This window comes from Bradyrhizobium sp. UFLA05-125, assembly GCF_059803515.1.
Map to the genome: position 1 here is coordinate 1 of NZ_JBANBJ010000117.1, position 18,548 is coordinate 18,548.

12 protein-coding genes are annotated in these 18,548 nt (G+C 64.5%); 6 read left to right on the forward strand and 6 right to left on the reverse strand.

Annotated elements, in window-relative coordinates; genetic code table 11:
- The 5 genes from SO156_RS43705 to SO156_RS43725 form a co-directional block, all read left to right on the forward strand.
- Window positions 1–748 (forward strand): carbohydrate ABC transporter permease (locus SO156_RS43705; RefSeq protein WP_498539156.1); only part of this gene is annotated, 748 nt, incomplete at its 5' end.
- Window positions 749–839: 91 nt separating this feature from the next.
- Entirely contained in the window at window positions 840–2,582 is a 1,743-nt protein-coding gene (locus tag SO156_RS43710; RefSeq protein ID WP_498539157.1) for a tannase/feruloyl esterase family alpha/beta hydrolase, read from the forward strand.
- A gap of 167 nt (window positions 2,583–2,749) precedes the next feature.
- A complete protein-coding gene (locus SO156_RS43715) occupies window positions 2,750–4,681 on the forward strand; it encodes an alpha/beta fold hydrolase (RefSeq protein WP_498539158.1) in 1,932 nt (643 codons plus the stop codon).
- A 233-nt stretch (window positions 4,682–4,914) separates the two neighbouring features.
- A complete protein-coding gene (locus SO156_RS43720) occupies window positions 4,915–6,012 on the forward strand; it encodes an acyltransferase family protein (protein ID WP_498539159.1) in 1,098 nt (365 codons plus the stop codon).
- Window positions 6,009–7,190 (forward strand): SGNH/GDSL hydrolase family protein, encoded by a 1,182-nt coding sequence (locus SO156_RS43725; RefSeq protein WP_498539160.1) that lies wholly within the window; start codon window positions 6,009–6,011, stop codon window positions 7,188–7,190. The genes SO156_RS43720 and SO156_RS43725 overlap by 4 nt, the downstream gene beginning before the upstream one ends.
- A gap of 4 nt (window positions 7,191–7,194) precedes the next feature.
- Here SO156_RS43725 and SO156_RS43730 read toward each other — a convergent pair whose 3' ends face one another.
- The 4 genes from SO156_RS43730 to SO156_RS43745 all read right to left on the reverse strand — a co-directional run bounded on the left by SO156_RS43730 (window position 7,195) and on the right by SO156_RS43745 (window position 12,293).
- Window positions 7,195–8,514 (reverse strand): O-antigen ligase family protein, encoded by a 1,320-nt coding sequence (locus SO156_RS43730; RefSeq protein ID WP_498539161.1) that lies wholly within the window; start codon window positions 8,512–8,514, stop codon window positions 7,195–7,197.
- A 120-nt stretch (window positions 8,515–8,634) separates the two neighbouring features.
- Window positions 8,635–10,302 (reverse strand): regulator, encoded by a 1,668-nt coding sequence (locus SO156_RS43735; protein WP_498539162.1) that lies wholly within the window; start codon window positions 10,300–10,302, stop codon window positions 8,635–8,637.
- A 9-nt stretch (window positions 10,303–10,311) separates the two neighbouring features.
- The gene (locus tag SO156_RS43740) at window positions 10,312–11,010 is read right to left on the reverse strand and encodes a cysteine hydrolase family protein (protein ID WP_458143597.1); all 699 of its coding nucleotides are present in this window, start codon (window positions 11,008–11,010) and stop codon (window positions 10,312–10,314) included.
- 329 nt (window positions 11,011–11,339) lie between these two features.
- Window positions 11,340–12,293, reverse strand: coding sequence for a hypothetical protein (locus SO156_RS43745; RefSeq protein ID WP_498539163.1), 954 nt, complete (start codon window positions 12,291–12,293; stop codon window positions 11,340–11,342).
- Window positions 12,294–12,459: 166 nt separating this feature from the next.
- Here SO156_RS43745 and SO156_RS43750 point away from each other — a divergent pair, with 166 nt between their 5' ends.
- Window positions 12,460–15,936 carry an indolepyruvate ferredoxin oxidoreductase family protein gene (locus SO156_RS43750; protein WP_498539164.1) on the forward strand — a complete coding sequence of 1,159 codons (3,477 nt, stop codon included), beginning with the start codon at window positions 12,460–12,462 and terminating at the stop codon, window positions 15,934–15,936.
- A 261-nt stretch (window positions 15,937–16,197) separates the two neighbouring features.
- Here SO156_RS43750 and SO156_RS43755 read toward each other — a convergent pair whose 3' ends face one another.
- Both SO156_RS43755 and SO156_RS43760 read right to left on the reverse strand, forming a co-directional pair.
- Window positions 16,198–17,922, reverse strand: a complete 1,725-nt coding sequence (locus tag SO156_RS43755) for an FAD-dependent oxidoreductase (protein ID WP_498539165.1) — start codon at window positions 17,920–17,922, stop codon at window positions 16,198–16,200.
- Window positions 17,923–17,980: 58 nt separating this feature from the next.
- Window positions 17,981–18,548 (reverse strand): S1C family serine protease (locus SO156_RS43760; RefSeq protein ID WP_498539166.1); only part of this gene is annotated, 568 nt, incomplete at its 5' end.

An 18,548-nucleotide genomic window follows, 5' to 3' on the forward strand; every position in this document is an offset into this window, starting at 1 on the left:
CTTCCTCTGGATGGCTTCGCTATCGCTCAAGTTCGAGGTCGACAACGCCGCCTACCCGCCGGTGTTCTTCCCCGAGCATATCGCGTGGAAGAACTATGCCGACGTGCTCGCCTCCAACCGCTTCCTCACCTATTTCTTCAACAGCCTGGTCGTGACCGGCAGCGCGACCGCGCTGGCGCTGATCGTCGGCGTTCCCGCCGGCTACGGGATCGCGCGGATGGCCGCGCACAAATCCGCAATCGTGATCCTGATTGCCCGCATCACGCCCGGCCTGTCCTACCTGATCCCGCTATTCCTCTTGTTCCAGTGGCTGGGACTGCTCGGCACGCTGGTGCCACAGATCATCATCCACCTCGTGGTGACGGTGCCGATCGTGATCTGGATCATGATCGGCTATTTCGAGACCACGCCGATGGAATTGGAAGAGGCCGCGCTGATCGACGGCGCCACGCGCTGGCAGGTATTCCGCCATGTCGCGCTGCCGATCGCAAGGCCAGGCATCGCGGTCGCCTTCATCCTGGCGGTGATCTTCTCCTGGAATAATTTCGTCTTCGGCATCGTGCTGGCCGGGCGCGAGACGCGCACCCTGCCCGTCGCCGTCTACAACATGATCTCGTTCGATCAGTTGAGCTGGGGCCCGCTCGCCGCCGCAGCGCTGATCGTCACCTTCCCGGTGCTGCTGCTGACGGTGCTCGCCCAGCGGCAAATCGTCGCCGGGCTCACTGCGGGAGCAGTGAAAGGCGGATAAGCCCCCCTCGTCGCACCGACCAAGCCGAAGGAGCGATGAGGCCATTCGCTGCGTACGCAGCAATCATCCTGAAGAAGAAAAGATTGGGACCATGGGACGAAGCACAGGCGCCGACCGTATCAAGCGAAGCCACGCGACGTGCCGCGCGTCGAAGGCCGCAGCCAGCCTGGCCCTCTGCGCGATCGTGTTCTCCGTGAGCGGCGGATCATCGGCGGCAGACGAGGCGCTTCAAGGCGCCTGCGCAAGCCTCGCTGGGCGAACGATCCCGGCTCGGCTGATCGGGCTTCCCAGCGGGGACGCTACCGTCACGTCGGCCAGCGTCACGCTGGCGGCACCGGCAAAGGCGGCCGCTCCCGCGACGCCGAACTTCTGCAAGGTGACGGGCACCATTGCGCCAGTCGACCCGGCAGCACAACTGATCAACTTTCAGCTCAACCTGCCAGCCGTGTGGAACGGCAAGCTGCTGCAATATGGCGGCGGTGGTTACAACGGCACCCTGGTGAGCGGCCTTGCACCGCTGCGCGATGCAGCTCCCGACGATGCGCTGCCGCTGACGCGCGGCTATGCCACGCTCGGCACCGATTCCGGGCATCAGGCCGCGAGCTTTGCTCCCGATCGCATCGGCCAGTTCGGCCTCAATGACGAAATGCTGAGCAATTACGGCTACGCCTCCTACAAGAAGGTGCGCGATGTCGCCGTCGCGCTCATCGGTGCGCTCTATTCGAAACGCGCGGCGAAAATCTATTATTTCGGCGGCTCGGAGGGCGGTCGCGAGGGGCTCACGATGGCCCAGCGTTTCCCGGCCGATTATGACGGGATCGTCAGCGTGGTACCCGTTGTGCAGCTCTCGATGCTGTTTCAGTCCTACATCCCGAACAATCTGCCGCAATTCAAGGGTGGCTGGCTCAACCCGGCCAAGAGCGAGACGCTTGCGAAATTCGTCGCCAATGCCTGTGACGAACTCGACGGCTTGCGTGACGGCATCATCAGCAACTATCTCGCCTGTCAGCCGAAGGTGAACCTGCAGGCGCTGCGTTGCCCGGAGGGCGCGGACACAGGCGATGGTTGCCTGTCGGACGCGCAGATAACAGCGGTTCAGACCGTGCACGCTGCACATCCGTTCCCGCTTGCGATGGCGAACGGCATCACGACCTATCCGCAATCGCTCTACGGCAACGAGACCACACCAGACCCGCAACGGATGACCATGACGCGTTGGGTGATGGGCACGGCGGCGCCAACGGAGCAACTCGATGTCGCCACGGTCTCGCAGCAATGGCTCTACGGCAGCAACGCCGTGCGCTTTCTCCTGACGCGTGACGAGAAGTTTGACCCGCGCACCTATCGTCCAGAAGACTTTCGAGCGCGCGTCGAGGGGGTGTCGAAGATCCTCGACTCCACCAATCCGGACCTGTCCGCGTTCTTCGCCCATGGCGGCAAGCTGATCCTGCGCGAGAACATGGCCGACCTCGCGCAAAGCCCGCTCGCCGGAATCAACTATTTTCAGTCGGTCGTGGCGCGGCTCGGCGAGGCGACGGTCGAGGCATCGGCGCGGCTCTACGTCTCGCCCGGCTCGACGCATACAGGACACGGTACAAGCGTGCTCGACGGCTCCGCGATCCCGACGATGGTCGACCTGCTCGAACCGCTCGACCGCTGGGCGAGCGACGGCGTCGCGCCGCCCGACGCACTGGTCCAGACGTCGAAGGAGCCTGCGCCGCCGTTCGCGCTGAAGGCAGCCCGGCCGATGTGCCGCTACCCGAACTACCCGCACTATGTCGGTGGCGACAAGGCAGGGGCCGCAAGCTACATCTGCAAGATGTCGACGCCGTGAAAAACGGCGGGCGGTGATTGGCCGCCCGCGCTTGCACGTCCCATTCCGAAGCTTGCTATGTGCCGTTGGCGCTCTACCTGGCGTTGACGCAAAGTTTGCATATGCGTATGCTACGGTTTGTAGCACAAGCTCAATGTGGTGCGCCCCCGAACCACGAGAGACGCCAGATGTCACCTCGTCCCCTGATCCCTCGCCGAAAGCTGTTTGGTAATCCGACATACGTTGGAGCCAAGTTGTCGCCGGATGGCCGGCGTCTGTCCTGGCTCGCCCCCGTTGACGACGTCCTCAACATCTGGGTGTCGCCGGCCGACAACGTCGCGGCAGGACAGCCCGTGACGCGCACCAGGGGCAGACCGATCAACTGGCAGGATTGGAGTCCGGACGGTCGGCACATCATGTTTCTGAACGACGAAAACGGCGACGAAAATCTGCACTTGTTCGTCGTCGATCCCAGCACCCTGGAGCTCAGGGATCTCACGCCGCTGGCCAATGTCCGCGCGTTGCCGACCTACTGGTCGCACGTCGTCCCCGACAAGATCGCGATTGGTCTCAACGATCGCGACGTGCGATGGCACGACGTCTTCCTGCTCGACCTCGCAACCGGCGAGCGCACGCTGGTCTGGGAAAATCGCCAGGAGTTCGACTACGTCGGGCTCGACTGGCAATTGAGGCCACGCCACGCCCGCAGCAACGCTCCCGACGGAGGCACGCGGCTTTGGCGCCTTAATGACGGGAAGGTCACGCATTGGCGCGACGTCCCGTTCGAGGCCTTTGCAGGCACGCGGCTCTGGACGTTCGATGCTGCCGGCAGCCACCTTCATATGAGCTCGAGCCTGGAGCACGACAAATCCGCGCTGATGCGGATCGACTGGGCGACGGGGAAAGAGAGCGTCCTGTTCGGGAGCGACCGCGCCGATGTCACGGGCGCCATATTCAATGCTCGAACCTTCGAACCGGAAGCGGTTTGCATCGATCCCGGCCGACAGGAATGGACGGCCTTGACGCCTGCGGTGACGAGCGAACTCGACTTGATCCAGGCGAAGCTTCCCGGGCATGACTTTCACCTCGAGAGCCAGAGCAATGACGGTCGTCGGTGGATCGTGGGAAGTCATGCACCGGAGCAGCCGGTGACCTATCATCTCCTCGATCGCGACAAGCAGACTCTCACCGAGCTGTTCACGGCGCGACCCGAGCTCAAGCCGTACCGGCTGGCGCCGATGCAGGCCGTGCAGGGCAAGTCGCGCGACGGCTTCACTCTCGTCTCTTACCTGACCTTGCCGGCGGATATCGACGGTGATCGCCCGCCCGGACCGCTGCCGATGGTCCTGATCGTTCACGGCGGTCCCTGGGCGCGCGATATCTATGGCTATCGCCGCGATCATCAGTGGCTGGCCGATCGCGGTTACGCCGTGCTGTCGGTCAACTATCGGGGATCGACGGGCTTCGGCAAGGCGTTCGTCGCGGCCAGCGAAAAAGAGCATGCTCGCAAGATGCACGACGATCTCATCGATATGGTCGATTGGGCAATCTCGGAAGGCATCGCGCAAAAAGACAAGGTTGCGATCTTCGGAATGTCCTACGGCGGATTGGCGTCGTTCGTCGGCGCGACTTTCACGCCGGAGGTGTTCTGCTGCTCCATTCCGGTCGTCGGCATTTCCAATCTCAAGACGCTGCTGGAATCGATGCCACCCTATTGGGCCGGCTTCGCGGAATTCATGTATCGCAGCTACGGCGATCCGCGCACCGAGGAAGGCCGCAAGCTGCTTGCAGAACGCTCGCCTATCAACAGGGTCGACAACATCAAGAAGCCGATGCTGATCTTCCATGGCGCCAACGACGTGCGGTGCAAGGTGGCCGAAAGCGACACCATCGTCGCAGCCATGCAGGCCAAGAACATTCCGGTGACCTATATCGTCTATCCCGACGAAGGACACGGCTTCCAGAGACCGCCCAATCAGTTTTCCCACCTCGCCATCACCGAGGCCTTTCTCGCACGCCATCTCGGCGGGGCCTGCGAACCGGTCGGACAGGATTTTGAAGGATCAAGTCACGAGGTTCGCGCCGGGGCCGATATCCTGTGCGATCTGGGCGTGGCCTGACAGTAACTTCGGCCGAAAAACGGCCGGGCGACGTATGCCATCGAAAAATGACCTGTGCCCGGCTCCAGCGTCCCATGGTTAACGGTATCCCCGGACTCGCTGTCATTCCCCTTAGACGTGCATCAACGCTTTTGGCTTAGACCCCTCACCTGCCGCCGCGTTGCCGACAATCCTTGGCTCGCGGCTTGCAAACTTCGTCGCATCGGCGTTTTCGAGGAAGAGAGTGGTCTGAAATGACACAGTTGATCTCCCGCTTCGAGACAGGCGAGGCGCCGGCCGCGCGACCGCAGCTCGTTTCCATCCAGTATCTGCGGGCGCTGGCCGCGCTGATGGTCCTCGTCACCCACGCGCTGTACTGGCCACTCGAGAGCCGCAACGAGGCGCTGCTCGTCACCGGCCGGCTCGGCGTGGAGATCTTCTTCGTGCTCAGCGGCTTCATCATCACGGTGATCGGAGGAGAAGCGCGCTTCGAGCCGATCGCCTTCGCCCGCAACAGGATCCTGCGCATCGTGCCGATGTACTGGGTTGCGACCTTGCTGGTGGTCGGTCTCGCAACCGCCAGCCCGAGCAGCTTTCTCACCACGGTGCCGACGACCGAGGGCATCATCAAGTCGCTCCTGTTCATTCCATCCGATATGCCGAAGGCGCCGCTCTTGCGTCTCGGCTGGACACTGGACTACGAGGCCTTCTTTTATTTGGTGTTCGGAAGCCTGTTCTTCGTGAGATCGGCGACGCGCACCGCGCTGCTTGCGGTCCTTTTTGTCGGGCTGATCGTCATCGGGCGCGTGATCGACCAGCCGTCCCATGTCCAGGATTTCTATACGAGCCCCAGCCTGCTCGGCTTTCTCGTCGGCGCCGGCGTCGGCCGGCTCTATCAACTCGGCTTGCTGCAGCGGCTCGGCCGAATCCAGGTCCTCGGCCTGCTCGCCGCCGGCGCGCTGTCACTTTCCGTCCTGTACCGGACCGATCCGGATGTGCATCTGCTGTTGTTCCACCTGTCGATGTCGTTCGGCGCCATGACCATCGTCGTCGCCGTGATCTGGGCCGAAGAGGCTGGGCGCCTTCCGGTCGTTCCGGCCTTCCGCTTCCTCGGCGACGCATCCTATTCGCTGTACCTCTTCCACTTCTTCGCCATGGCAGCGGCGTGGGCGATCGGACGGAAGCTGTTTGGTCCGGTCAGCGCATTCAACTATGCGCCGTTGGCCGTTGCAGCGATCGCTGCCGGCCTCACCGCCGGATGCCTTGCCTACTGGTATCTGGAGCGGCCGATCCTCAACTGGACGCGGCAGCGCCGCCGCCCGGCGGTCGTGACGCAAGGAAGCACGCCGTGATCCTCCGGCGGCGCGATCTGCTGCTCGGCGCCAGCATCGCCGTTGGCACAACGGTGTTGCCCACCTCCCTTCTCGCCTTCGCTGCACCGAATGCCGAGATGATTGCGCGCAGCGTGGTCGCGCAGGGCAACACCACGCGCCTGAAGCGGGTATTTGCCAAGGCCGCGCGGGGCGAACCGGTCACACTCGGCTTCATCGGCGGCTCGATCACCCAGGGATCGCTGGCATCCGAGCCGTCGCGAAACTATGCATCGCAAATTGCGGCCTGGTGGGGCCACCGCTTTCCCAATGCGTCTCTCTCCGTGGTGAATGCCGGGCTCGCGGGCACCGGCTCGCTGCTGGGTGCGTTTCGCGCCGGCGCCGATCTGTTGTCGAAGGACCCGGATCTCGTGGTCGTCGAATTCAGTGTCAACGATGCCTCCGCCGATGCGGACGCCTACGAGGGACTGTTGCGGCAGATCCTTGGCCACCACACCGCGCCGGCCGCGCTCCTGCTGTTCATGATGTGGGAGAAGGGCGGCAACATGCAATCGATGCAGGCGCCGATCGGCCGGCACTACGACCTGCCGATGATCAGCGTCCGCGATGCGCTGTGGCCGGAGATGGAGGCCGGACGGCTCGCCTGGCGCGACGTGATCGTGGACGAGGTTCATCCCAATGATCTTGGCCATCGCTGGACTGCCAGCTTCTGCACGAATTTCTTCGGGAAGGTGTTGCAGCAGCAGGCCGCGACGCGCGGCGTATCCACCCTCGACCAGTTGCCGGCGCCACTTGGATCGCCTCTCTATACGCATGTCGGGCTGATGCCGGCGATCGACTTTGCACCCATCGATCGCGACGGCTGGGAATTGACCCATTCGCAGATCTGGGGGCCGATCTGGGCCATCATGCAAAGCACCGCCCGCTTCGAGCTCGACTGCAAGGCGCGCGGTATCGCGCTCATCGTCAGCGGCCGCGCCTCGACGCTGCTCGAGAGATCGATACTCACAATCGACGGCGTCGCGGTCCGGCCGATGGAGGCGCGCAATTTCCTCGACCGGGAAACCATCGTACTCGCAACCGACCTGCCGAACGGCCATCACCGCTTGCGGCTGGAGACGGCGGATTTCCCCTCATCCGCATTCGGCCGCAGTGGTCTGCGCGCCCTTGGCCTGTTCGACGATCCGACGGCGGACTGATCGTTCAGATGGTCGAGGGCTCGCCCGCCGCCGAGGGGAACCGGGCGAAGTAGTGCAGCGCGAACGTGGCCAACAGGAACGTGAACCAGCCCGGCTCGATGCGATAGAGAAACACCGTCTCCATCGAGGCGAGGTGGATGCCGAAGAGCCAGATTTGCAGGAACAGCGCCAGCAGCGAGCTGTCCGGGTGAATCCGTCGCGCGAGACAATAGTTTCGAAGTGGATTGTAGAGAAACACCAGAAGGCTCAGCGCGAGACCGGGCAGTCCGATGGTGACAGCAAGATCAAGATAGCCGTTGTGGCTGTGCGCAGCCTCCACCGCCCAGGCAGTGTCGCCTTCGGGCTGCAGGTTCGCGGAAGCCGGCTCACCCCAGAACGCCGCGAAGCCGTAGCCCAGGATCGGACGCATGCGAATGGCGTCGAGCACGAAACTCCAGATATCGGACCGGCCAGTGAAGGATGCATCCACCGGCAGAATCGCCAGCACCGAACGCAACTGCGGAAACAGCACCGAACCGATGGAGATCACGTTCAGCAGGGCGAGCGGCACGAAGGCGACCAGAGCCATCGCGCGCAGGCTCGTCAGCCGAAGCAGGAGCCAGGAGACCAGCACCGTATAGGCGCAGAGCGCGGTCGCGGTCTTGCCGCCTGAAAAGAACAGAAAGATCGCGCTGCCTGCGACCACCAAGACCCCGCCGATGAGATTGCCCGAGCGCAAGAGATGCAGGCCGACGAACACCAGCATGGCCATCACAGGCGCCGTGGAATTCTTGTGGCCGAAAGTGCCGCGCCAATCGCCGGCGAGGTGGGGCTCAGCGATGTCGTGCTGGGTGTGGGTCGCGAGATCCGGCACGAGCATCACGCCGAGATAGCAGAGCGCAAGCAGCGTCCAGGCCGCGAACGCGATGCAGCGGTTCAAGGTCGCTTCCGAACCCGCCAGCAGCGGCAGACTTGCCGCCAGCACGAAAGCGAAGGCAACGAGCACGAGCCGCATGACCGAGACCGAGGGGCTGGTCGACAGGACCGCATTGACGGCGAGCCAGACCCAGTAAGCGGACATGGTGCCGCCGGCCGCGCCTGCCAGCGCGCCGTAGCGCTCATGCACCAGTAGCAGCGACAGGCCGGCCATCAGCCCGAAGACGGTGTAGTTGAGCGGGCCGTTGGTGGCGGACTCGACCTGAAGGCTGGTGTACGGTGTCGGCGTGATCCACACCATCAGCAGGATGGCGGTCAGATAGACGTGCCGCAGCGCAATTGGAACCGGGAGCCGGCCGAGCCAGAGATCGAGCGCCTCCCGGACGGAAGCGTTGTGCGCGGGTGGCATCGGTCACGGATCCGAGTTGGAACCGCGAAGTTTTATCGACCAATCGTTAACTTTCGCTGACGCCATAACAGGCGGCCGGGTCGCTTGCGTCGCCCGGCCGCTTTGTGGGCTCTCGACCGTCTACTCCGCAGGCACGGCCGACATCTCCGGATGCGACGCGTAGTGCTCGCTTGTGCCGAGACGTCCGAGCGCGAACAGGCCGCCGGCCATCACGGCATAGGAGAGTGCCACTGCCGGCGTGACGCCGAAGCCGCCGCCGATGCCGACGGCCTCGCCATGCATGAAGCCGAAATAGGTGAGGACCGCACCGACCAGGGCGAAGCCGGATGCCTTCTCGAAGTCGCGCTCGATGATGAAGACGCCGATCGCGCCCAGGATCAGGCCGGCGAGGATCGAGCCGCCGCCCATCACCTCGAGGCCGTGATAGAACACGCCCTGCTGCGGCAGCGCGGCGATTGCGGCGGCCTTGACGGCATCCGCCTTGTCGCCGGCCATTCCGCCGACGGTCGCCGCCGCCGTCATGGTCGAGGCCAGCATGGTGTCGATCTGGAGTTTTGCCCAGGCGGCCAGATGCGGCGTCAGCGCCAGCACGATCGCCGGTGCATGCTTGACCGGCGTGCTCTGGAACGCCTGCGCACCGATCAGCATGCCGATATAGAGCAGGATCGGCGAGATCGCGACCACAGGCACCAGCGCCAGCAGCACCGAGATGATGCCGAACCAGGACAGCACCACCACCATCACGCCAGTCGCCGCGGAATAGCCGATGCGCCCGCCCATCGCCTTCCAGCCGGGATGCCCGATATAGACGGCGTTGATGAAGGGGTTACCCATCAGGCAGCCGATCAGGCTGACGACGCCGTCGGCGGTGAGAACGCGCGTCGTGGGATATTCGTCGCCAGCGGCTTCCGCGCTTTCGACATTGTCCATCGCCTCGACGAGGTCATAGATGCCGAAGGGAATCGCGGTGACCAGGATCACGCCGAGGAACTCGAAGCCGGAGAACACGTAGCCCACGGCAGGAAGTGGCACCGAGAAGCCGAAATTGGCGAAGGCATCGCCAACGCCTTTCACGCTCAATCCGCCGAGACCAAGGCCGAACAGGTTCGAGCCCCAGGCGATGATCATGCCGACCGCGATCGCGACGAGGCCCGCCGGGATACCGCGCGGATATTTCACGCCGCCGAACCAGCTTACCAGGATGATGGCGAAGCAGACGAGACCAATCTGCGGCGTCATGTACATCTCCAGTGCGGGGCGCATCGAGATGAAGGTGACGGAGACGCCGGCGAGCGTACCGAGCAGCGCCGCGCGCGGCGTGATCCTGCGGATGAACGGCGCGATGAAGCCGCCGATCATCAGGATGAAACTCTGGAAGAACACCCAGACGAGGCCGGCCGACCAGCCCTTTAGCGGATCGCCCGTCCGAAGCGTGATCGGCAGCATGATCACGAATGTGACGATGAACATGTGCGGCACGCTCACCCCCGAGGGCAGTGCGCAGACGTCGCTGCGGCCCGTCTTTTGCGCCAGTCGGTAGGCGAGGAAGGCATAGTAAAAGGTCGACAGGCACATCATCAGCCCGAGCGCGGGCAGGATGCGGCCGAACACGAGGCTGTCAGGCATCTTCAGCACGAAGCGCAACAGGCCCGTAAGCACCAGCATGTTGACGAGGATGTTGGTGCCGAAGCCGAAGAACGCGTTCCAGTCGCCCGGTGTCCATAGTGCCGGCTTGAACTCGGTCTTATTGATCTCAGATTTGCCGGCCGTCCCTGTCAATGTGCTCATGGTGATCCCCTAAATGGTCGAAGTCTTCAGCGCCTCCAGTACTGCGGCTGAGCTTGCGACCCAGCCGAAGATGCCGCCCTGGGCCTTGATCATCTTCAGGCCCATCTCGTGAAACTCGGGGAAATAGGATGCGCAGCCGTCCGAGATGACGACGCAGCGATAGCCGCGATCATTGGCCTCGCGCACAGTGGTGTTGACGCAGACTTCCGTCGTGACGCCGCACACCAGCAAATTTTCGATGCCGTATTTCTCGAGCACGTCGGTGAGCTCGGTGGCGTAGAACGCGCCCTTTCCCGGCTTGTCGATCACGACCTCGCTGTCGAGCGGATAGAGCTCGGGGATGATGTCGTGGCCGGCCTCGCCGCGGATCAGGATGCGGCCCATCGGACCGGGATCGCCGATCCGCAGCGACGGCGCACCGCGCTCGACCTTCGCGGGCGGCGCATCGGACAGATCGGGCAGATGGCCTTCGCGGGTATGGATGACCAGCATGCCGGTGTCGCGCGCCGCCGCAAGCACCGCGCCGATCGGCTTCACCGCGCGCGCGAGCTGGCTGACATCGTTGCCGAGCGTCTCACCAAAACCTCCGAGCTCCATGAAGTCGCGCTGCATGTCGATGATGAGAAGCGCAGTGGTCGACCAGTCGAGCTTGATCGGCTCGGGCTCTGCGGTGATGACGCCCAGTGTCGGTTTCGCTGAGTTCAACATTCACGTCCTCGCGAGAACTCCCGTTACCAGCAGTTCTGCAAGCACCGTGCCATTGTGTACAATGGCGGTGGCGCGGGGCGGCTGCAGGATTTCGCTGCACTTTCAGCGCGTTATGCCGGAAGCCGCGGCCTGCTCATTCCCTGTGCGACGGCTTTGCGACGGGCATCTGCTCAAAGGATGAGCGGCAGCGACGCTCTCTCCACGCCGTCATTCCGGGGCGACGCGAAGCGTCGAGCCCGGAATCCATCTCGCCATTTGCGCTGCGGCCCGATGGATTCCGGGCTCGCGACTTCGTCGCGCCCCGGAATGACGAGTGGAGGGATTGGCGCCTATCGCGCGCTCCCATACAACCGCCGATACTCCTCCTCATACGGCGCGTACGAATCCTTGATCGTCGCCATATTGAGCAGCATGGTCGCGACCAGCGCGTTCGCGTTGTCGAACACGCGCGTCTTCACCCAGGCGCTCTCGGTGCGGCGGCTGCCGGAGAGCGCGACGACCTCGCGCTCGACCTCGTAGTCCTCGTCGACGAAGAGCGGGCCCTTGATGAGCCGGATCTCCTGATCGGCGAACAGGCCGACGGCCGGTCCCTTCGACGGCAGCGGATCGTCCTTTGCGCGATACTGGAAGAGCACGCTCAGCATCTCCATCGGGATGACGGCTTTCCGCCACGGATTTTCTCCGCTCGAATAGAACGGCGAGTTCTCGGTGATGACCGCGAGCTTCTGCCGCAACGAGAACGGATAGAGGTCACCCATGTTCTGGTCGAGGCCCATGCGTACGCCCTGACGCTTGCTGGTCTGCGCCACCTTCACGTCGCGCAGGATCACGGGATCAGTGAGCGGCTTGAGCTCGGTGAGGCGCGTCTCGAGTGCGGTGGCAACCTGCGGATCGCCGATGGAGGCCGAGCCGCGCAGCACTTCGGTGCCGTCGCGTTTGACCATCTGGATCTGGCACTGGCTCGTGCCGGGAAGCGGTTTCGACAGGATCGCCTGCACCTCCTCGCCCTCGAAGCAGGCGTTGCGGTAATGCGCGGAGAGGCAGCCGGTCTCGAACCACGTCCGTCCCCACAGCCGCGCGCCGAGCGGCGCGAACTGGCTGAAGTGGGTCGGGCCTTCGATGGTGCCGCCCTTGAAGCCGAGCTTTTGCGCGGTGGCATCATCGTGGATCGACGCATGCGCGTCATAGACCTGCGCCTGCAACATTTGGCGCGGCTGGCGCCATGGCCCGATCAGGGCGCTGTCGGTTTCAGTGATGTCGGTGTCGAACGCTTGTGCCGTCATGGTGGCCTCCCTTGCAGCCATGACTAGCAGGAGCGACACGGATGCGGCCAGCGATATTGACTTCGCCGGCGCATGCTCTTGACTGCAACGAGCTGCTTCGCAAGGCCGCGAGCCCCCTCCCCGCGACGCAATTCCTCCAGCCGGAACAAGAAAAAGGAAGAACGAGATGACGCTGTTGCAGGTCGAGCTGGAGGACAAATACCGGCTCGAATCGAAGCGGATTTACCTGTCCGGCACGCAGGCCCTGGTCCGTCTTCCCATGTTGCAGCGCGAACGCGACCGGCTGGCGGGGCTCAACACCGGCGGTTTCATCTCGGGTTATCGCGGCTCGCCGCTCGGCATGTACGACCACGCGCTGTGGCGCGCGAAATCTCACCTCGCAAAGCACGACATCGCCTTCGTCCCCGGCCTGAACGAGGATCTGGCAGCAACCGCGGTGTGGGGCAGCCAGCAGGTCGGCCTGTTCCCGGGTGCTAAGGTCGATGGCGTGTTCGGCATCTGGTACGGCAAGGGCCCCGGAGTCGACCGCTCGGTCGACGCACTGAAGCACGCGAACTCCGCCGGCACCGCGCGCCACGGCGGCGTGCTGGCGCTGGCGGGCGACGATCACGGCTGCCAGTCCTCGACACTTGCCCATCAGAGCGAGCAGGTGTTTGCAGCGGCGCTGATCCCTGTGATCAATCCCGCGACTCTGCAGGACTATCTCGATCTCGGCCTCTACGGCTTTGCACTGTCGCGCTTCTCCGGCTGCTGGGTCGGCTTCAAGGCGATCGGCGAGACCGTGGAGAGCTCGGCCTCCATCGACAGCGATCCGGCGCGCATCCAGATCAAATTGCCTGATGATTTCGAGATGCCGCCGGGCGGTCTCAATATCCGATGGCCCGATCCGCCGCTGGAAGCGGAGAAGCGTCTGTTCGGCCCGAAGATGGAGGCGGTGAAGGCGTTTGCCCGCGCCAACCAGCTCGACCGTATCGTGCTGGATTCAAAGCCCGCACGTCTCGGCATTCTCGCGACCGGCAAGGCGTATCTCGACTTGCGGCAGGCGCTCGCCGATCTCGGCATCACCGACAAGGACGCGCAGGATCTTGGCCTTCGCATCTACAAGGTCGCGATGACCTGGCCGCTGGAAGAAAGTGGTGCGCGACGCTTTGCCGAAGGTCTTCAGGACGTGCTGATCGTCGAGGAGAAGCGCGGCTTCATCGAGGACCAGTTGATGCGCATCCTCTATAATGTGGATGCTGCGCGGCGCCCGACCATCGCGGGCAAGCGCGACGAGAACGGCGCGCCGCTGCTGCCGAGCGAAGGCGAGCTGACGCCGACCATGGTCGCCTCCGCGCTCGTGGCGCGACTGCGTCGGCTCGGTCATCAGAGCCCCCTGCTCGAGCAACGGCTGGCGCGGCTCGAAGCCTTCGACAATCCCGTCACAGCGAACGCGCCGATCAAGCTTTCGCGCACGCCGTTCTTCTGCTCAGGCTGCCCGCACAACTCTTCGACACGCGTGCCCGAAGGCAGCCGCGCCATGGCCGGCATCGGCTGCCACGGCATGGCCTTGAGCATGCCAAGCCGCCGCACCGACCTGATCTCGCATATGGGTGCCGAGGGCGTGAACTGGATCGGGCAATCGCCGTTCACCAGCGAACAGCACATTTTCCAGAATCTCGGCGACGGCACCTACACGCATTCGGGGCTTCTCGCTCTTCGTGCCGCCTCCGCCGCCGGTATCAACATCACCTACAAGATCCTCTACAACGACGCGGTCGCGATGACCGGCGGCCAGCCGGCCGAAGGCGGCTTTAGCGTCGCACAGATCGCGCACCAGGTCTGGGCCGAGGGCGTCAAGCGGCTCGCAATCGTCTCGGACGATCCCACGAAATACCCAGCCGGCAACTACTTCCCGCAAGGCGCGAGCGTCCATCACCGCCGCGAGCTCGATGCGATCCAGCGCGAGTTGCGCGACATCAAGGGCCTCACCGTCATCATCTATGACCAGACCTGCGCCGCGGAAAAGCGCCGCCGCCGCAAGCGCGGGCTCTATCCCGATCCGCAAAAACGCGCCTTCATCAACGAGCTCGTCTGCGAAGGCTGCGGCGACTGCTCGCAGGCTTCCAACTGCGTCTCGGTACAGCCACTGGAAACCGAGTTCGGCCGCAAGCGGCAGATCGACCAGTCGAACTGCAACAAGGACTATTCCTGCGTCGAGGGCTTTTGCCCGAGCTTCGTGACCGTTCACGGCGGCACGCTGAAGCGGATCAAGACCTCGGCGGTCGATTCCGGGCAGTTGTTCGCCGATCTGCCGCTGCCGCCCGCGCGCGAGCTGGACGGGCCCTACAACATCCTCGTCACCGGCATCGGCGGCACCGGCGTCATCACCATTGGCGCGCTGCTCGGCATGGCGGCCCATGTCGACGGCAAGGGCTGCTCCGCACTCGATTTCACCGGCCTGTCGCAGAAGAACGGCGCGGTGATGAGCCATGTCCGCATCGCACAGAGGCCGGAAGACATTTCCGCGGTACGCATCACGACCGGCGGCGCCGACGTCATCCTCGGCTGCGACATGATCGTCTCGGCAGGTCCCACCGCGCTGAGCCGCGCCGAGCGCGGCGTGACCAAGGCGTTCATCAACACCGACCTGCAACCGACCGCGAGCTTCGTGCAAAACCCCGATCTCGATTTCGAGATGGGCGCGATGCAGACCGTGCTGCGCGATGCGGTCGGGGACAAAAACCTCGACATCGTCGATGCCACCGGCATTGCCACCAGCCTGATGGGCGATTCCATCGCGACCAATCCCTTTATGCTCGGCTTCGCCTTCCAGAAGGGCGCGATCCCGCTCTCGCTGGAGGCGTTGCTCCGCGCCATCGAGATCAACGGCGCCGCGGTCGAGATGAACAAGCTCGCCTTCACCTGGGGGCGCCTTGTCGCGCACGACATCTCGCGGGTGCGCAGCGTGCTCCAGTTCAAGAGCCGGGCGAGCGCGCCGGCCAGATCGCTCGACGACATGATCGCAACGCGTGCAGAGTTTCTGACCAATTATCAGGACAAGGCCTATGCGGATCGCTACCTCACGGCGGTCGCAAAAGTACGCCAGGCGGAGACGGCCGCCGCGCCCTCTTCCACCGAGCTGACCGAGGCGGTGGCGAAGCACCTGTTCAAGCTCATGGCCTACAAGGACGAGTACGAGGTCGCCCGCCTCTACACCGACGGCAGCTTCGCGAAAAAAGTGTCGGAGAAGTTCGACGGCGACTTCACGCTGAGATTCCACTTGGCGCCGCCGATCTTCGCGCGCCGCGACAAGGTGACCGGACATCTGCAGAAGCAGGAATATGGCGGCTGGATGATTCACGCCTTCCGCGTGCTGGCAAAACTGAAGTTCTTGCGCGGCTCCGCGTTCGATCCGTTCGGCCGCACCGCAGAGCGCAAGACCGAGCGGAAGCTGGTCGAGAACTATATTGCGATGATCGACCAGCGGTTCGCGGTGCTGAAGGCCGAACAGCTTCCGCTGCTGGCAACGCTCGCGCGTGTGCCGGAGACCATCCGCGGCTTCGGGCACGTGAAGGAAGGCAATATCAAGCAGGCGGAAGCCGAAAAGGCGCGGCTCGAAGCCGAGCTCGAGAACAGCCGCTTTGCGGCTGCTGCGGAGTAGAGTTTAGTCGGGAAACTCATTCCACGCGTCATTGCGAGCGCAGCGAAGCAATCCAGAGTTTATCCGCAGAGACAGTCTGGATTGCTTCGCTATGCTCGCAATGACGAGATTGTGGGACGTGCGTGCCACACACTCAACTGTCGTCGCCCGGCTTGACCGGACGATCCAGTACGCCGCGGCGTTTGTTGTGAATCTCGCCGCCTCTGGAATACTGGATGCCCCGCTTTCGGCTTTCGCGGGGCATGACGGCGGAGGGGATGGTCAGAGTGAGACTGCGGCAGCACTCGGCGTAACCATCGCCCCCTCCGCCATGTGCCGCCCCGCGATGTACCCAAACGTCAGCGCGGGTCCCAGCGTAATCCCCGGGCCCGGATAGTTGCCGTTCATGATCGAGCCCATGTCGTTGCCGCAGGCATAGAGGCCGGCGATCGGCGTGCCGTCCTCGCGCAGCACGCGGGCGTGGGCGTCGACCTGCATGCCGATGGCGGTGCCGAGATCGGCAGGATAAATGCGCAATGCGAAGAACGGCGCGCGGGTGATCGGCGCAACGCACGGATTTGGCTTGTGGCCGATATCGCCGAGGTGGCGCTGATAGATGGTGCTGCCGCGGCCGAATTCGGGATCGCGGCCCTCGCACGCATGGGCGTTGTAGTCGGCGATTGTTGCTGCGAGCGAGGATGGCGCGATGCCGATCCGCTCAGCGAGAGGCGCGATGCTCGCGGCCTCGATCAGCTCGCCGCTCCTGACGTAGCGCCGGTAATTCCAGGTGAAGGGCTTGATACGGCCGAAGCCGTAGGTCCACAGGAAGTTGCGGTCACAGATCAGGTAGAATCGTCGATCAGGCTCGCCATTGCCGTCGCGGAGCATGGCGAGCACGAACTCGTGGTACGACAGCGCCTCGTTGACGAAGCGCCGGCCCGCCGCGTTGACGGCGATCACGCCAGGCTTGGCGCGGTCCGTCACCGTGTGCGGGAACACGCCGCGGCTGCCATCGGCGCGGCGGAACAGCGAAGCCGGCACCCAATAGGCCGGGCTCGTCGCCTCCGTGTTCAGCACGGCGCCGCCTGCCATCGCAAGGCGCAGCCCATCGCCGGTGCCTGCGGGCGTGGTTGCCGAGACATACCCCGCGGCGGTGGGAAAGAAGCGCTTGCGCAGAGGCGCATCGTGCGAGAAGCCGCCGGTGGCGAGCACAACGCCGCGACGCGCCGAGATCAGGCGGTCGCGCGAGCCGTGGCGGATGGTCACGCCGTTGACACGGCCACCCTCGGCGACGAGGTCCTCGACATCCGTGCTGAAGAGGATTTCGACCTGCCGCGTCAGCAGCGAGGCGTAGAGCCTTGCCGCGAGCGCGTTGCCGAGATGCAGCGTGGTGCCACGCGGCGAACGCAGCCGCTGCAGCGCATGTTGCGAGATCAGCCGCAGCGAACGCAGGGTCGAGCGGACCGACTTTCCTATCTTGCGCAAGTGCGGGATGTCGAGCCGGTTGACCATCATGCCGCCGAGCAGCGTGAACTCCGGCAGCGGCGGTCGCAACCGGGCAAAATGGGCGCCCAGTCTGGTGCCATCGAACGCCACCGGCTCCAGCACGCGCCCGCCCATGGTGGCGCCCAGCCGCTCCGGATAGTAGTCGGGATAGGCCTTCACCGGCTGGAGGCGCACTTCGGTGTTGGCCTCGAGATAGGCGATCGCCTCAGGCCCGCGCGCAAGGAATGCGGCGCGCAGGCCTGCATTGGCAGGCTCGGGCACGGTGCTTGCGAGGTACTGGACGGCGTCAGTGACGCTGTCGGAGAGTCCCGCAGCTTTCATCTTGCCGTTGGCGGGGATCCAGACCATGCCGCCGGACCAGGCGGTGGTGCCGCCGACGAACGCGGTCTTCTCGATCACCAGCACACGCAGGCCTTCGGCGGCAGCGACGGCCGCCGCCGTCATGCCGCCGGCACCGGCGCCGATCACGATGACGTCGTAGGTCTCGTGCGCCGGCATCATGCGGCGGACTTTCCCGGGCAAAGCATGACGCAGTCATACTCGCCCGGCTGGTCACAGGCTAGCGGGCCGGCTTGCGCTCGACGGGATCGACGTCGATTGCCCGCAGGCGGCCGAGCCGCAGCACGTCCATGGCGACCTTCCGTCCGATGCGGTCGCGGTCGAGCACACGGATCAGATCGTCGACGCCGTTGATCTCGACGCCGTCGAGCCTGATCACGACGTCGCCGGGGAACAGCCCCGCCTTCGCCGCCGGCCCGTCCGGCTCGATCTGGGCAAGCAGCGCGCCCATCTTGTTCTCGACGCCGGCGAGCACCGCATGGCGCCGCGGGATCGGCGCGGTCTGGCCGGCGACGCCGATATAGGCGCGGCGGACATAGCCGTGGCGGATGATTTCCGACAGCACGAACTGCGCAGTGTTGCTCGCAACCGCAAAACAAATGCCCTGCGCGCCGCTGATGATAGCGGTGTTGATGCCGATCACCTCGGAATTCGACGAGACAAGCGGCCCGCCGGAATTGCCGGGGTTGAGCGCGGCGTCGGTCTGGATCACGTCCTCGATGGTCCGGCCACTGACCGAGCGGATCGAGCGGCCCAGCGCCGAGACCACGCCGGCGGTCACAGTGGAC

What these genes read in the sequence shown, in the direction of transcription:
- SO156_RS43750 (WP_498539164.1), top strand. Translation starts at nt 12,460, where the DNA reads ATGACGCTGTTGCAGGTCGAGCTGGAGGACAAATACCGGCTCGAATCG.
- SO156_RS43710 (WP_498539157.1), top strand. Translation starts at nt 840, where the DNA reads ATGGGACGAAGCACAGGCGCCGACCGTATCAAGCGAAGCCACGCGACG.
- SO156_RS43755 (WP_498539165.1), bottom strand. Translation starts at nt 17,922, where the DNA reads ATGATGCCGGCGCACGAGACCTACGACGTCATCGTGATCGGCGCCGGT.
- SO156_RS43715 (WP_498539158.1), top strand. Translation starts at nt 2,750, where the DNA reads ATGTCACCTCGTCCCCTGATCCCTCGCCGAAAGCTGTTTGGTAATCCG.
- SO156_RS43740 (WP_458143597.1), bottom strand. Translation starts at nt 11,010, where the DNA reads ATGTTGAACTCAGCGAAACCGACACTGGGCGTCATCACCGCAGAGCCC.
- SO156_RS43730 (WP_498539161.1), bottom strand. Translation starts at nt 8,514, where the DNA reads ATGCCACCCGCGCACAACGCTTCCGTCCGGGAGGCGCTCGATCTCTGG.
- SO156_RS43720 (WP_498539159.1), top strand. Translation starts at nt 4,915, where the DNA reads ATGACACAGTTGATCTCCCGCTTCGAGACAGGCGAGGCGCCGGCCGCG.
- SO156_RS43735 (WP_498539162.1), bottom strand. Translation starts at nt 10,302, where the DNA reads ATGAGCACATTGACAGGGACGGCCGGCAAATCTGAGATCAATAAGACC.
- SO156_RS43745 (WP_498539163.1), bottom strand. Translation starts at nt 12,293, where the DNA reads ATGACGGCACAAGCGTTCGACACCGACATCACTGAAACCGACAGCGCC.